The 14942-nt window shown below is 69.6% G+C and carries 13 protein-coding genes; 5 read left to right on the forward strand and 8 right to left on the reverse strand.

What is annotated here, in order from left to right; all coding sequences use genetic code 11:
* Nucleotides 1-38 precede the first annotated feature (38 nt).
* From ACYBYQ_RS17820 to ACYBYQ_RS17830, 3 genes are all read right to left on the reverse strand, one after another.
* Nucleotides 39-2357 carry a xanthine dehydrogenase family protein molybdopterin-binding subunit gene (locus ACYBYQ_RS17820; RefSeq protein ID WP_459618818.1) on the reverse strand — a complete coding sequence of 773 codons (2319 nt, stop codon included), beginning with the start codon at nt 2355-2357 and terminating at the stop codon, nt 39-41.
* A 32-nt stretch (nt 2358-2389) separates the two neighbouring features.
* The gene (locus tag ACYBYQ_RS17825) at nt 2390-2854 is read right to left on the reverse strand and encodes a (2Fe-2S)-binding protein (protein WP_459615780.1); all 465 of its coding nucleotides are present in this window, start codon (nt 2852-2854) and stop codon (nt 2390-2392) included.
* Between the two features lie 186 nt (nt 2855-3040).
* The gene (locus ACYBYQ_RS17830; protein ID WP_459615781.1) at nt 3041-3985 is read right to left on the reverse strand and encodes an AraC family transcriptional regulator; all 945 of its coding nucleotides are present in this window, start codon (nt 3983-3985) and stop codon (nt 3041-3043) included.
* 192 nt (nt 3986-4177) lie between these two features.
* On the opposite strand from ACYBYQ_RS17830, the gene ACYBYQ_RS17835 reads away from it, so the two are divergent.
* From ACYBYQ_RS17835 to ACYBYQ_RS17845, 3 genes are read left to right on the forward strand one after another with little or no spacing between them, the layout of a single operon-like run.
* On the forward strand, nt 4178-4912 hold the full coding sequence (locus ACYBYQ_RS17835) for an SDR family oxidoreductase (protein ID WP_459615782.1): 735 nt from the start codon (nt 4178-4180) through the stop codon (nt 4910-4912).
* A 16-nt stretch (nt 4913-4928) separates the two neighbouring features.
* Nucleotides 4929-5411: a carboxymuconolactone decarboxylase family protein gene (locus ACYBYQ_RS17840; RefSeq protein WP_459615783.1), complete on the forward strand. Its 483-nt coding sequence runs from the start codon at nt 4929-4931 to the stop codon at nt 5409-5411.
* Nucleotides 5408-5770 (forward strand): Atu4866 domain-containing protein, encoded by a 363-nt coding sequence (locus ACYBYQ_RS17845; protein WP_459615784.1) that lies wholly within the window; start codon nt 5408-5410, stop codon nt 5768-5770. Before ACYBYQ_RS17840 ends, ACYBYQ_RS17845 begins: the two co-directional genes overlap by 4 nt.
* Nucleotides 5771-5800: 30 nt before the next feature.
* On the opposite strand, the gene ACYBYQ_RS17850 is transcribed toward ACYBYQ_RS17845, so the two are convergent.
* Nucleotides 5801-6703, reverse strand: a complete 903-nt coding sequence (locus tag ACYBYQ_RS17850) for an alpha/beta fold hydrolase (RefSeq protein WP_459615785.1) — start codon at nt 6701-6703, stop codon at nt 5801-5803.
* 91 nt (nt 6704-6794) lie between these two features.
* Between ACYBYQ_RS17850 and ACYBYQ_RS17855 the strand changes: the two genes are divergently transcribed.
* Nucleotides 6795-7190 (forward strand): MerR family transcriptional regulator, encoded by a 396-nt coding sequence (locus tag ACYBYQ_RS17855; RefSeq protein ID WP_459615786.1) that lies wholly within the window; start codon nt 6795-6797, stop codon nt 7188-7190.
* A 29-nt stretch (nt 7191-7219) separates the two neighbouring features.
* On the opposite strand, the gene ACYBYQ_RS17860 is transcribed toward ACYBYQ_RS17855, so the two are convergent.
* From ACYBYQ_RS17860 to ACYBYQ_RS17875, 4 genes are all read right to left on the reverse strand, one after another.
* Complete coding sequence (locus ACYBYQ_RS17860; RefSeq protein ID WP_459615787.1) at nt 7220-8119, reverse strand: SDR family NAD(P)-dependent oxidoreductase; 900 nt, start codon at nt 8117-8119, stop codon at nt 7220-7222.
* A 29-nt stretch (nt 8120-8148) separates the two neighbouring features.
* Nucleotides 8149-9333, reverse strand: coding sequence for an acetyl-CoA C-acyltransferase family protein (locus ACYBYQ_RS17865; protein ID WP_459615788.1), 1185 nt, complete (start codon nt 9331-9333; stop codon nt 8149-8151).
* 10 nt (nt 9334-9343) lie between these two features.
* Nucleotides 9344-12700, reverse strand: a complete 3357-nt coding sequence (locus tag ACYBYQ_RS17870) for an acetate--CoA ligase family protein (RefSeq protein WP_459615789.1) — start codon at nt 12698-12700, stop codon at nt 9344-9346.
* A 146-nt stretch (nt 12701-12846) separates the two neighbouring features.
* Nucleotides 12847-13749, reverse strand: a complete 903-nt coding sequence (locus ACYBYQ_RS17875; RefSeq protein WP_459615790.1) for a LysR family transcriptional regulator — start codon at nt 13747-13749, stop codon at nt 12847-12849.
* Between the two features lie 199 nt (nt 13750-13948).
* On the opposite strand from ACYBYQ_RS17875, the gene ACYBYQ_RS17880 reads away from it, so the two are divergent.
* A complete protein-coding gene (locus ACYBYQ_RS17880; protein WP_459615791.1) occupies nt 13949-14929 on the forward strand; it encodes a Bug family tripartite tricarboxylate transporter substrate binding protein in 981 nt (326 codons plus the stop codon).
* Nucleotides 14930-14942: the final 13 nt, after the last annotated feature.

The following is a 14942-nucleotide window of genomic DNA, read 5'->3' on the forward strand; positions in this document are numbered from 1 at the left end:
AACGCCCGGGCGGCAGTCGCAACGTCCGGGCGCAGCCCTCAGGCCTTGAGCTGGTCGCGGATCGGCAGGTTGCGGATGCGCTTGCCGGTGGCCGCGAAAATGGCGTTGCACAGCGCGGGCGCGAACGGCGGCACCGCCGGCTCGCCCACCCCGCCCAGCGGCACGTCGTAGCCGTGTTCGACCACGTGTACCTTGATGTCGCGCGGCGCTTCCGACATGCGCGTGACTTCGTACTGGTGGAAGTTGGTCTGGTTGGTGCGCCCCTTGGAGAAGGAGATCTCGCTGCGGGTGGCCAGGCTCATGCCCATGATGCAGGCGCCTTCGGTCTGCGCACGCACGCGATCGGGATGCACTTGCGGGCCACAATCGATGGCCACGTGCACCTGCGGCACGACCAGGCTGCCGTCCTGGCCCACCTGCACCTCGACCACGGTGGCCACGTAGGTCACGAAGTTGTAGCAGACCGCCAGCCCCAGCCCGCGGCCGGCCTCCAGCTTGCGCCCCCAGCCCGCTTCCCGGGTGGCCACCTCGATGACGTGCCGCATGCGGCCCGTGTCGAGCGGATAGACCTCGGGCGATTCGCCGTAATTCCAGCCGTCCGACATCTCGGCGGGCGAGATCTTGCGCGGCGGGCCGATCAGCTCCAGCAGGAAGTCGCGCGGATCGCGCTTGAGCTCGTGGGCCATTTCCGCCACGAAGCTCTGCACGGCGAACACGTGCGGGATGTTGGACACCGACCGGAACCAGCCGATGCGCGTATGCGCCGGCACGGGCACCGACTCGACGCGGAAGTTGGGAATGGCAAAGGGGATGTTGACCGCCGACATGCCCAGTTCGAAGGGCTGCTGGCCCTGCGCATCGGCCACGAACGTGGAACCGATGGTGGGCGCCGCCGTGCGGTGCAGCCAGGCCACGGGCTTGCCCTGCTCGTCCACGCCGGCCTCGATCCGCTCGACCGACACCGTATGGAAGTAGTCGTTGGTGATGTCGTCCTCGCGCGACCAGGTCACCTTCACCGGCTTGCCATCCATCGCGCGCGACAGCAGCGCCGCCTCCACCGCGAAATCAGACTTGGACTTGCGGCCGAAGCCGCCGCCCAGCAGGGTCTGGTGCACAGTGACGTCGGCGATGTCCAGGCCCAGGTGCTTGGCCAGGTTCTCGCGCGTGCCATAGGGCGACTGCACGCAGGCCCAGACTTCGCACTTGCCGTCGGCCACGCGGGCCGTGGCCGCGGGCGGCTCCATGGTGGCGTGGGCCAGGTGCGGCAGGTAGTACTCGGCCTGGATGCGCCTGGCCGCGCCTTCCAGCGCCTTCATGGCGTCGCCGTCATTGCGCACCGCCTTGGCGGGCTTGTTCGCCCCCTCGCTCAGCACCTTGCGGAAAGCCTCGGAATCGTAATCGGCATGCGGCCCGTCGTCCCACTCGATCTCCAGCGCCTGCCGGCCCTTCAACGCGGCCCAGGTGTCCGATGCGATGACCGCCACGCCGCCCAGCGGCGCGAACATCGGCGGCTTGGGGCCGGCGGGAAGCTCCACCACCTTGACCACGCCGGGGACTTTCATGGCCGCCTCGGCCTTGTAGGCCTTGACCTTGCCGCCCAGCACCGCCGGCCGCGCGATGGAGGCATACAGCATGCCGTCCAGCCGGGTGTCGATGCCGAAGTGGGTCTTGCCCGTGACGATGTCCTGGATGTCGACGCTGCGCGTGGACTGCTTGCCGATGTAGCGGAACTGCTCGGGCGTCTTCAGGCGCAGCGCGTCTGCGGCCGGGACCGGCAGGGCTGCCGCGGCTTCGGCCAGCTCGCCGTAGCCGAGCTTGCGGCCGGATTTCTCGTGCACCACTTCATGGTTGCGCGCCGCCACCTCCTCCACCGGCACGCCCCACTGCTTGGCGGCGGCGGCTTCCAGCATGCCGCGCGCAGCGGCTCCCACGCGTCGCATGGGCTGGAAGAAATGGCGGGTGCTGCGGGAACCGTCGGTGTCCTGGTTGCCGTAGCGCGGCTCGTCGCCCGGCGCCTGGATCACGCGCACCTTGCTCCAGTCGGCCTCGAGCTCGTCTGCCACCACCATGGGCAGGCCCGTGCGCACGCCCGTGCCCATCTCGGCGCGGTGCGCCACGATGGTCACGATGCCGTCCGTTCCGATCGAGACGAACACCTGCGGATCGTCGACGGTGCCATGCGGCATGCCGTCGGCCCCGTATTTCTTTTCCTCTTTCGCGGCCTCTTCGGCGGCGCGCACCACGCCGGCGGCGCCCACGGCCAGCACCAGGCCGGTCAGGGCGCCGGCGGTCTTGAGCCAGTCGCGGCGTGCCGGCGAAGCGGGCGAATCGCCGACCAGGCCGGCGCCGGGCGCCATGAAAGCTTGCGGGACGAGACGGGAAAATTCGCTCATTTGGCAACTCCCTTGCTGGCAACCTGCTTGATGGCGGCGCGGATGCGCGGATAGGTGCCGCAGCGGCAGATATTGCCGCTCATGGCCGCGTCGATGTCTTCGTCGGTGGGCGTGGCGTTGCTCTTGATGAGCGCGGTGGCCGCCATGATCTGGCCCGACTGGCAGTAGCCGCATTGCGGCACCCCGATCTCCGTCCAGGCCTGCTGCACGGCGCGGCCCACGGCGTCTTCGCCCACCGCCTCGATCGTGGTGATCTGCTTGCCGGCCGCCGCCGCGACCGGCGTGATACAGGAGCGTATGGGCTGTCCGTCGAGATGCACCGTACAGGCGCCGCACATGGCCATGCCGCAGCCGAACTTGGTTCCGGTCATGCCGAGGCGGTCGCGGATGACCCACAGCAGGGGCATGTCGTCGGGGACGTCGATTTCCTGGGACTTGCCGTTGATCGTCAGATTGGCCATGAGGGCTCCTTTGGCGAGGGAAGGCAGAAAGAACGCGGGCGCTGGCGCCTGCGGGGGACGGCCATGCAGCGTGGCCTCTTGCGGGCCGGCATCGGCACAGCCGGAAAAGCTACGAGATACTAGCGCAGCCGGGCCGGGCGGACCAGCCGGCCTGCCGGTGGCGCCATCCCGCCTGCCACGCCAGCGCTACGCAGACCCGGCCTCCCCGACCGTCGGCCCGCTCATTGCCAGCAGCTGCTTGAGGTGGCGCGCTTCGTCCGTCGGGCTGCGGCCGAACAGGCGCTTGAACTCGCGGCTGAACTGCGACGGGCTTTCATAGCCCACCCGATCCGAGGCCGTCGCCGCGCTCAGGCCGCTGCGTATCATCATGAGGCGGGCCTGGTGCAGGCGGATGGCCTTGATGTACTGGAGCGGCGAGGTCATCGTGACTGCCTTGAAATGCGCGTGGAAGGCCGGCACGCTCATGTTCGCCTCGCGCGCCAGCGTGCTCACGTCCAGCCGGCGCTCGTATTGCGCATGGATGCGCCGCAGCACCTTGGCGATGCGCCCGAAGTTGCCGCCCTGGTGCAGGGCCGCCCGCAGGCCGGCACCCTGCTCTCCGGTGAGCACCCGATACGTGATCTCGCGGAAGATGGCCGGGCCGAGCAGGCGCGCCTCTACCGGCGAGGCCAGCGCCTCCAGCAGGCGGAGCACGGCATCCGCCAGCCGCCCGTCCATCCGCGTCGCATAGAGCGTCAGGGGCTCGGCCTCGCGATGCAGTGCGGCTTCATCGATGCCCATGGCAAGCTCTGCCGTCATCGTCGGATCCACGCGCAGGGCAAGCCCGAGCATGGGCTCGGCTGCGCTGGCCTGCGTTTCGGTATTGAACGGCAAGGGCACGGAAAGCACCAGGTAATGGCCGGCGTCATACACGTACATGCTGCCGCCGTGAAAGCCCCGCTTCCGCCCCTGGAGCACGATCACGATGCTGGGCTCGTACAGCGCCGGCGTGCTGGCCAGCGGACGATCCGCGCGCATGAAGGTGACGCCGTCCAGTATCGATTGCGTATACCCCTCGGACGGCGCCAATTGCCGCAGGAGTTCCACCATGCGGGCGTGGCGGCCCGCATCCGGTGCGCCGGCCAGTTCCATGTGCAGCCCCAGAAGAGAAGAAATACAGGCCAGAAAATACCAAATATCCCGCCTGTTCGAGCAGGTTCCGATAGGAACAGGCAAGAACCGGAGAGAAACGGGCCTTAGCATCCGGGAGGCTGGTCTCTAGCATGAGCGCCATGGGGAAAGGGTGTTCCTTCCGCCCCGATTCATCTTCACGGAGAGACCACGATGAGCCAACCCGCCCAGACCAAGACCATCCTCGTCACCGGCGCCAGCAGCGGCATCGGCGAAGCCACCGCAAGACTGCTTGCCGGCCAGGGGCATCGCCTGGTGATAGGCGCCCGCCGCACCGACCGCCTCGAAACCCTCGCCGCGGGCATCCGTGCCGATGGAGGCACCGTGGACTACTGCGCGCTCGACGTCACCCGGCGCGACAGCATGCAGGCCTTCGCCGATTCCGCGCTCGCGCGCCACGGCCGCATCGACGTCATCGTCAACAATGCCGGCGTCATGCCGCTCTCGCCCATGGCCTCGCTCAAGCTCGACGAGTGGGACCGCATGATAGACGTGAACATACGCGGCGTGCTGCACGGCATCGCGGCCGTGCTGCCCGCCATGCAGCGCCAGGGCTGCGGCCAGATCATCAATGTGTCGTCGATCGGCGGCCTGTACGTCGTTCCCACTGCCGCGGTGTATTGCGCCACCAAGTATGCGGTACGCGCGATCTCCGACGGCTTGCGCCAGGAGCACGGCAATATCCGCGTCACCTGCGTCTATCCCGGCGTCGTGGAGTCGGAACTGGCCGACACCATCACCGACGCCACGGCAGCCCAGGCCATGGTGGAGTACCGCCGGATCGCCCTCAAGCCCGAGGCCATCGCCGCGGCGATCGCGCACGTGATCGCGCAGCCCGACGACGTCGACACCAGCGAGATCGTCGTCCGGCCCACCGCCAGCCAGTGAACGCAAGGAGGACACGATGCAACCACGCTACGCAAGACCGCTGCCTGCCCGGCTCGCCGGCGCTGCCCTGCTCGCCGCCGCCGGCATTGCGCCGGCAGCCGACGCAACCACCACCGAGGCCCGGGCCGCGCGCGGTGCCGAGGTGATCCGCAGCCTGAACCGGGGCAGCACCCAGCCTAACCTGGAAGCCATGCGGCGCGAATTCCCTTTCCTCGCCGAGGCAACGGAAGCCTACGCGCTGGGCGACGTCTGGAGCCGGCCGGGCCTGGACAACCGCACCCGCCAGCTCGCCGCCGTAGCGGCGATGGCCGCCCTGGGCGAGACCGCCATGATGCGCGTGCACGCCGGCTATGCCCTGAACATCGGCGTGTCCGAGGACGAGCTGAAAGAGGTGGTGTACATGATCACCGTGCCGGCGGGTTTTCCCCGCGCCATCGCGGCATCCCAGGCCTTGTCCGCGCTGCTGCAGGAGCGGCGCGACGCCGCAGGCACACAATGAACGCGCGCCGCCATCCCCCCGCAACCCGTGCCCGCGGCATCCTCGGCCCGCTGCTCGCCGGCGTGCTCGCCCTGTGCGCCGGCGCGCCCCTGGCCGCAGAGAATATGGGAACATCCGGCATGGCAGACCACCCCTACGTCGGCATGTGGGTCACGCAGGACGGCTACATACGCCACGAACTCCTGCCCGGCAACCGCTATGACGAGGCCCGCGGAGACCGCCGCAGCGCCTACCAGGGCCGTTACCGCGTCACCGGCGACTACATCGAGTACTGGGACGACACCGGCTTCACGGCCGATGGCAGGTTCATCGACGGTGTGCTGCACCACGGCGGAATGGTGCTGCGCAGGGAGCCCTGAAGGCAAGGCGGACGCGGCGCACGGCCTGGGTCAATGTGCCGCCACTGCCGCCACGAAGGCGGCCAGGTCGCGATTGAACCGGTCGGGCTCTTCAATGAACGGCGCGTGGCCCGACGCCGGGTAGCGCTGCACGCGTATCCGCGGATTCAATGCCGTCGCCCGCGCAATCGACGGCTCCGCGGCCACCAGCGCATCCTGGGCCCCGTACACCAGCAGCACCGGCTTGCGGGCCGCCGCCAGTCCCCGCGTGTCTATCGTCATGCCGTGCACCACGCGCTGCATGTCGGCCGATGCCATCGCAGCCCCCGCCAGCAGCCGCTGGAACCGGACCGCATCCGGCGGCGTGCGGAAACAGAGCCCCAGGAACTCGCGCTGGGCGTCCAGCCGCGTGCGCAGGTCGTCTGCGTTCAGGTCCCGGTAGACCGCCGGGTGCGGCACGATCAGCGACGGCTCGAGCTCCACGACGCCGCCCACGTACAGCGCGCCGCCGATCCGTTCCTCTCCATGGGCGGCCAGATAGTTCGATATCACCGCGGCGCCCAGCGACCACCCGACCAGCACCGGCTGACGGGCACCGGTGGCGGCGATCACGGCGGCCAGATCGTCCGCCCAGCGGCGCCCGTCTCGATAGGCCTCGCCGGCCTGCGGCTTGCCCGAAAGCCCATGGCCGCGCATGTCGTACGTGATCAGCCGCAAGCCCTGCATGGCCGGGCTCTCGCGCTGGCCGTCCCAGTTCAGGTGACTGCCCAGCAGGCCATGGACCAGGATCACCGTGGGCCCGTCCGGATTGCCGGACTCCTGAACCGCCAGCGCCACGCCGTCCGGCGCCTCGACCGTATAGGATTTCGTCATCGTCGGCGCCGCCTGCGACGCCGCCAGCAACCCCATCAGAAACAGGCCGCATACGGCCCGGCACAGCTTCTGCACCAACATGGCAGCACTCCTTGTCAATTGAGATGCTGCACAGTCTCAGCCCTTACACTGATGTCAGAGTCAAGCAGAAAAAAGCCATCCTGCCTTTGTCATGAACGAGCCCGATTCCCCCTCCCTGCTGTCCATCGGCGCCCTGGCGCGCGCCACCGGCGCCAGCTTGCGGTCGATCCGCCATTACGACCAGCATGGCCTGCTCGCCTCCAGCCGTACCCCCAGCGGCTACCGCAAATTCCCCCCTGCGGCGGTCACCCAGGTGAAGCAGATCCAGCGCATGATCGCCACGGGCTTCACCGTGGCTGAGATCCGCGCCTTCCCCGACTGCATGCGCCTGATCGAAGGCGCCAGCGTCTGCTCGGTGGCAACGGCGGCGCAGCGCAAGCGCCTGGCCTCCATCGAACGCCAGATCGCAGACCTCGAACGCCGGCGCGCGCGGCTGCTGAAGACGCTGGAGGAAGGCGTGATCCTGCCGCTGGAAGGCGAGTCATAGGCGCGGCGGGGGGCCCCGCACGCCCGCTTTCAGGCCCCACGACCCCCACCCTTTCCGCCGGCCCGGGCCTTGGCCAGCTCATGCCGCGGCTGGTCCCAGCCGGACCCGGGTATCAGCTGGCCGGCCTCGGCCTGGACTTCCGCCAGCCGACCGCACAACGAGCCGGCGGGATCGTCCTGGTCGGCGATATGGATGCCCTGCGTCATGGTGATGTGGGCGCACTCGAAGCTGCCGCCGCCGGCCAGCAGGATCATGCGGGTGGGCGCAGCCTCGCACACCAGGGCCAGCAGCCCCTGGCTGGCCCGCCCGGGCGTCAGGACGGCGGCGTCGTCCGGCTGCAGCAGCCCTGCGGTCATGGCAGTCATGGCGCTGGGCGCCAGGCAGTTCACACGCACGCCGTGCCGCGCGCCTTCCAGCGCCAGCGTCTGCATCAGGCCGACCAGCGCCATCTTGGCCGCGCCGTAGTTCGACTGCCCGAAGTTGCCGTACAGCCCCGAGGATGAAGTCGTCATCACCACGCGCCCATAGCCCTGTTCCTGCATCTGCGGCCATACCGCCCGGGTGGCGTGCACCGCGCCCATGACGTGCACCTCCAGCACGAGCCGGAAATCGTCCGGCGCCAGCTTGGCGAAGGTCCGGTCGCGCAGGATGCCCGCGTTGTTCACCAGGATGTCGATACGCCCGTATGCCGAGACTGCGCGGGCCGCCATGGCCTCCATGTCGGCATGCCGGGTCACGTCGCCGACGCAGGCCATCGCCTCGCCGCCCGCCTTGCGGATCTCCTCGGCCACGGCCTCTGCCGCGTCGCCCAGGTCGTTCACGACCACGCGCGCACCGTGCCGCGCGAGCTCCAGCGCGTGCGTACGCCCGAGGCCGCCCCCGGCGCCGGTCACGATGGCCACCCTGTCTTTCAACAACGTTTCCCGCATGGATTCCTCCCTCTGGGCGCGTTTTTCGCTCAGGTCCGTTCGAACAGCGCCGCGATGCCCTGGCCGCCGCCGATGCACATCGTCGCGAGCGCGTAGCGACCGCGCACGCGCTCCAGCTCATGGAGCGCCTTGGTGGCGATGATGGCCCCGGTGGCGCCCACGGGGTGCCCCAGCGCGATGCCCGAACCATTCGGATTGACCTTGTCCGGATCGAAGTCCAGCTCCCGGCTGACGGCGCAGGCCTGTGCGGCGAACGCCTCGTTCGACTCGATGACGTCCAGGTCGGCCACCGTGAGGCCGGTGCGCGCCAGCAGCCTGCGCGTGGCCGGTATGGGGCCCGTGCCCATGAGCAGCGGGTCCACGCCGGCATGGGCCCAGCCCGCCAGGCGGCCCAGGGGCTGCAGGCCATGCGTGCGCACCGCCTCGGCGCTGGCCAGCACCACGGCGGCAGCGCCGTCGTTGATGCCGGAGGCATTGCCTGCCGTGACAGTGCCCCCGTCGCGCTTGAAGGCCGGCTTCAGGCTCGAGAGCGCTTCCAGCGTCGTGCCGGGCTTCACATGCTCGTCGGTCTCGAACCTGAGCACGCCCTGCCGGGTGGCCACCTCCACCGGCACGATCTGTTGCGCGAACCTGCCCTCCCGGATCGCCGCCGCGGCCCGGCGGTGGCTGGCAACGGCCAGCTCGTCCATCATGCGCCGCGTGATGCCGAAGCGCTCGGCCACGTGCTCGGCCGTCATGCCCATGTGTATTCCATGGAAGGGATCGTGCAGGGCATTGACCATGAGATCCAGCATGGCCGCGTCGCCCATGCGCGTGCCCCAGCGTGCGGACGGAACCACGTGGCCGGCGCGCGACATGGATTCGGCCCCGGCGCCGACCGAGATCTCGCAGTCTCCGGAAAGAATGGCCTGCGCCGACGACACAATGGCCTGCAGGCCCGACCCGCACAGGCGATTGACGTTGAGGGCGGCCACCGTATGCGGCAGCCCGGCCTCGAGCGCCGCGACGCGGCTCATGTAGATATCGCGCGGGTCCGTCATGATGACGGTGCCCATCGCCACGTGCTCCACGGCGTCGGGCGGCACGGCACTGCGCCTGACCGCCTCGCGCACCACCGTGGCAGCCAGCCCGGCGGGCGGCACGTCCTTCAGTGTCCCGCCGAAGTTGCCGATGGCCGTGCGCACTGCGGCCACCACATAGACTTCCCTGTTCATGGACGCGTCCTCAGCCCACCCGCTGCACGGGCGGATAGTCGTAAGTGCCGTCGAGATGGACGCGCTGCGGCTGGTACAGCCGCAGGGTGAGATAGAAGCCCTGGCCTGCAGGCGCCGGGAGCCAGTTCGCGCCCGGCCCGGGATCGCCGGCCTGGATCGCGATGCTCAGTCCGCCGTCCGCGTCATGCTGCAGGCCCGGCGTGCGGTCGCCTATCGAATGCCGGCCGATGGGGTTGGCCACCAGCAGGCAGTCGCTGCGGCGATACAGCGTGATCGACCAGAACGCCCCCACCTGCGGGCCGCCGCCGGGCGGAAAGCGCAACACATAGCGCCGCGCGCCCGTCAGCGGTTCGCCGTCCGCGTCCACCTCGGCCATGATGTACATCGCCTCGTCGATGCCCAATGTGCCGATCCAGTTGCGCGCCACCCGCGCCCGCGTCTCGATGTCGTCGCCGAAGCTGGTGCGCACCGTGACTGCCGTGGTCCAGCCGCCGCCGAGCGCCGAAGGCTGGGGCACCTCGCGCAGCTCCGTGTAGACCTCGGCCAGTGCCTGCTGCAGGGTGCCGCGCGCCGGCGGCCAGCCCGGCAGCGGCGCCTGCGGCGGGTTGCGGGCAAGCATGGCGTCGAGCACGCGCACGTACGCCTGCGCATCCGGCACGCCGGTGTCGCGTCCATCGACCAGCGTATCGATGCGCGACAGCGCAGGGCTGCCGTCGAGGCGGCGGATCGCGAACCGGTCCTGCAATGCGTGCACGCTGGCCAGGTCCGAGGCGTCGGCATCCACCAGGATGCGGCCTATGATCCATACGTCGTTGCCAGGCGCGCTGATGCAGTGCATGCCGGCCGGCGCCTCGCCCGTCCAGCCCGGCCCGTGCACGAACAGCTGCTGCGCCTGCCCGCCCGTGGTGCGCCGGCCCGCATAGGCCCAGGGGTTGGTCCAGGCATCCAGAAAGCCGAGGACCCAGTAGCGCGGGCCCATCTCCGGGACGTCGATGACCAGCGGGCCGGCCGACAGGTCCAGCCAGGCATTGGTGAACAGCGTGTCGTTGTTGGGCGTGACCACTTCCCTGTCGTCCGGGTTGCGCAGGCGGCGTGTGTGTGTGAACTGGTTCACCCAGCGCATCCTGGAATCGGGACTGTCGCCGGCAAAGCCCGCCACGGGGTGCTTGCGCGCCGTGTTCGCCGCGCGCATGCGCGCCATCTCGAACAGCGGCAGCGTGGCCATCACGGCCTGCCGGGCGGCCGGCGGCACGACGGGCACCGGCCGGGCCAGCAGCACGGCGTCGAGCGCGCACGCCCCCTGGCCCCTGGGCAGCACGACGAAAGGGTTCAGCTCCACCGATTCCAGCGCATCGCCGGCCGAGAGCCCGAACTGCGCGATCCGCACGATGGCGTCGGCCAGCGCATCCACGTCCGCCGGCGGCGCACCGCGGAAGCCCTCGAACAGCGGTGCGATCTTCAACTCGGCCACCATTTCCAGCGCCTGCCGGCGATCCACCGGCGCCAGGCGGAAAGCCACGTCGCCGAGCAATTCCACGTTCACCCCGCCCGAGCCCAGCATGACCACCACGCCCAGGGCCGGATCGCGGCGCACGCCGAGTATGCACTCCACGCCGCCGCGCACCATGGGCGCAACCAGCACGCCTTCCACCTGCGCCTGCGGCGCGGCGGCCCGCGCGGCAGCCATGATGCGATCGTAGGCCGCGCAAGCCTCGTCCGCATCGCGCACGTTCAGCACCACGCCGCCCACGTCGCTCTTGTGCGTGATGTCGGCCGACAGCACCTTCATGGCCACGGGGAAGCCCAGTTCGCAGGCGCGGTCCCGCGCCTGCTCGCGGGATGCAGCACGGTGCGCCGGCACCACCGGCACGCCGGCCTGGCGCAGCAGATCCATCGCGTCGGCCTCGCTGTACGGCCCGGGCCGCAGGACTGGCGCCACGCCCCCAGGATCTGCCGGCCGCGGCGCGGGCGGTTGTGCCGGCCGGCGCAGCTGCGAGAGAAAGAAGCGCATGGCGGCGAGCACACGTATCGCGCGCGCCGGATCCGGAAAGCAGAGGCAGCCTTCCGCCTCCAGCTGCCGCTGCAGGGCCGCGTCGGCCAGCATGCTGAACATCAGCAGGCGCCCGGGGAAGTCGCGCCGCAGGTCCTGCGCCAACTGCTTCTGGAGGGCCTGCATGGCCGGCGTGCTGCCGAACGCCGCCAGGAATATCAACAGGCTGCCATGGCCCGCCTCCCCCAGCATCGCGCGCGCGGCCACCTCGACCAGCGCGGGCTCCGCCGTCACCTGGCCCGTCAGGTCCACCGGATTCTGCGTGGCGGCCAATGGCACGCGGCTGCGGATGATGTCCTGGGCCGCCGCCGGCAGCGGGGAGACTTCCAGCCCTGCCTCGGCCGCGTCATCCGCCATCATGACGCCCACGCCGCCGGAGACGGTGAGCAGCCCCACCTGTGCATTGACGGGCAGGCCGGACACCGCCAGGCAATGGGCGATGTCGAAGAACTCCTCGATCGTGCGCGCCCGCCAGGCGCCGTGCTGGCGGAACAGCGCCTGGAATACGGCGTCGACGCCCGCCAGCGCCGCGGTATGCGATGCGGCTGCGCTGGCGCCCAGCGCCGTCCTGCCCACCTTGACCACGACCACGGGCTTGCCCGCTGCGCGCGCCAGGTCCAGCGCCTGCCTGAGCTTCGCCCCGTCGCGGCAGCCTTCCAGGTAGGCCATGATGACCTGTGTGGCCGGGTCGCGCGCCATCCAGGCTATGCAGTCGGCCACCTCGATGTCGGACTCGTTGCCGGTGGTCACCCACATCGAGAGCCCGACTTCGCGCTGGCGCGCCATGGCGTAGGCATAGGCCCCGAACGCGCCGCTCTGGCTGGCGATGCCCACCTTGCCCGGCTGCACGCGCCCGGTGGACACCACGGGAGAGAATGTCGCATACACCGACTGCGCCACGTTCATGAAACCCAGGCAATTGGGCCCCAGCACCCGGACGCCGGCCGCCCGCGCCTTGTCCGCGAAGGCCTGCTGCGCGTCGACTCCTGCTGCCCCGGCCTCGGCGAAGCCGGCGGAGAACATCACGATGTTCTTCACCCCGGCATCGATGGCATCGTCCAGCGCGGCATCGGCTCCCGCCGCGGGAATCGCGAATATCGCCAGGTCGATCGGCCGGCGCACGGCGCGCAGCGAAGCGTAGGCGCGGCGCCCGGCAATCTCGCCGACTCGCGGATTGACCGGATATATCTCGCCGGCATAGCCATGCTCGACCAGGTACTGCACCGGCACGGCGCCGATCTTGGCGGGATTGGAGGAAGCGCCGACGACGGCGATGGAGCGCGGCGAGAGGAAGGAATCGAGGTCTGACCAGGTCATGGGCGGCAGGGCCGGAATGGAGAAACGCCTCGCGAAATGCGATGGGCTCCCGCATCATGCGCAAGCCCCAGGCTGGCCGCCTAAGATACCCGCCGGTCTTTTATCGGACAAGACGAGTTTTCCGACATTTTTATCGGGAAAAATTATTAATCTGGATCGTCCTGCCCGGCGCTTGCCAGCGCGTAGTCGAGAAAGCTCTCCACCGCGGGAGACAAGGCCGAGCGGCTGCGGGCGAACACCGCGATGCGCCACGTGACGACGGGCTGGCACAACGGACGGAACACCAGGCCGAAGCCCGATACCAGCGAACGCGCCATCGAAGGGCAGATCACGTAGCCCTCCCTCACCCGCAGCAGGGCCAGCGCAGTATTGACCCGATGCACCGGCACGACGATGCGCGGATGATGCCTGGCCGACACATTGCTCAGTACATTGCGCGCGAGATTCGGCATGTAGTTGATCAGCGGCCGCTCGCGCAGGTCCTTCCAGCTCACGGCCTCCTTGTCCGCCAGCGGATCGTCGGGGCGAAGCGCGGCCCACAGCGGATCGACGCGGATCACGTGCGCCTGCACGGCATCGTCGGCCAGCACCCCGGCCGGGCCGAAGCCGATGTCCGCGCTGCCGTTGTGCAGTCCGGCGAGAACCTGCTCGATCGGCACGTCCTCGAACCGGACGTCCACGCCCGGATGCCGCTCCCCGTAGCCGGCGATCAACCCGGGCAGCAGCGTGCACGACAGCGTCTCCGGCGCGGCCACGCGCACCAGTCCGCGGCGCAGCGCCTTCAGGTTGGTCACGCGCGCCAGGGCTTCGTCGAGGTCGGCCAGCACGCGCCGCACCAGCGGCTCGAACTCGGCTCCCACCACGGAGGCACCGACACTGCGCGTACTGCGGTCCAGCAGGCGCACCCCGAGCCGGCTCTCCAGCTCCTTCACCAGGCCGCTGAGCGCCGCCTGGGACAGGCACATGGTATCGGCCGCCTCCGAGAAACTGCCGCACTCCAGCACGGCAACGAATGCGCGCAACTGCCTCAACGTCACTTCGACCGCCATGATGGACCTCCCCTGCATGCCTGGCGACGGACAAGTCCCATTTATAACCCTGGCTTCTAGGTAATCAATAAATTGAAAATTGTCCTGATAGAACCCGCCACTCTATCATCGCGTCTCGAGGCGTGCGCGGCCCCTGGACCTGACGAATGCCGCGACGGGATTTCCATCCCATTCCTATACCAAAACCGAGGAGACATTCATGGAAACGAACCGGCGGGCGCTGTTGGGCGCGGCTGCGGCGGCCCTCTGCGCGGGGGCCATGCCGCGCGCATTCGCGCAAGGCGCGTGGCCCTCCCGCGCCGTGAAAATCGTGTCTCCCTATGGCGCGGGCGGGCCCAACGACATATCGGCCCGGCTGTTCGGCGACTACCTGGCGCAACAACTGGGCCAGCCGTTCATCGTCGAGAACAAGGCGGGCGCCGGCACGCGCCTGGCCAATGAATCCGTGGCGCAGGCCCCGGGCGACGGCTACACCATCCTCTATGCCGCCGCGCCCTATGCCACGCTGGAGGCCCTGTACGGCAAGCTGGGCTACGATCCCCTGAAAGACCTGCAGCCCGTGGCCATGGCCGCCACGGTTCCGCTCTTTCTCGTCGTCAATGCCCAGTCGCCGGCACGCACGGCGCAGGAACTCGTGGCCTACGGCAAGTCGCAGGCCAACGGCCTGACCTTCGGCGCCCCGGGCAACGGCTCGCTGCCGCACCTGGCATGCGAACTGCTGTTCCGCGATGCGGACGTCAAAGGCCTCACGGTCCAGTACCGCGGCGACGTCATGGCCTACACCGACCTACTGGCCGGCCGGCTCGATGCCACCCTCACCGCCATCACCGCGGCCCTCCCGCACATACAGAGCGGCAGGCTGAGGGTCCTGGGGGTCGCGTCCGCCGCGCGCAGCGACATCTACCCGCAGGCTCCCACGCTGCGCGAACAGGGCCTGGCCAACGTCGTGGCATCCGGCTGGTACGGCTTCATGGCGCCGGCCGCCGTGCCCGGCCCGGTCGTCGCGCGACTCGACGCAGAAATCAACCGCGCGCTGGCCGACCCCGGCATCAGGCAACGCCATCTGGCCCAAGGCATGGAACCCTATCCCGGCAGCGCCGCCGACTTCGGCAAGTTCATCCGAGCCGAAATGGAGAAATGGGGCGACGTGATCCGGAAGGCGGGGATACGGGGGGAGTGAAAGGCGCTGCGCG

Source organism: Bordetella sp. 2513F2 (genome assembly GCF_054642735.1).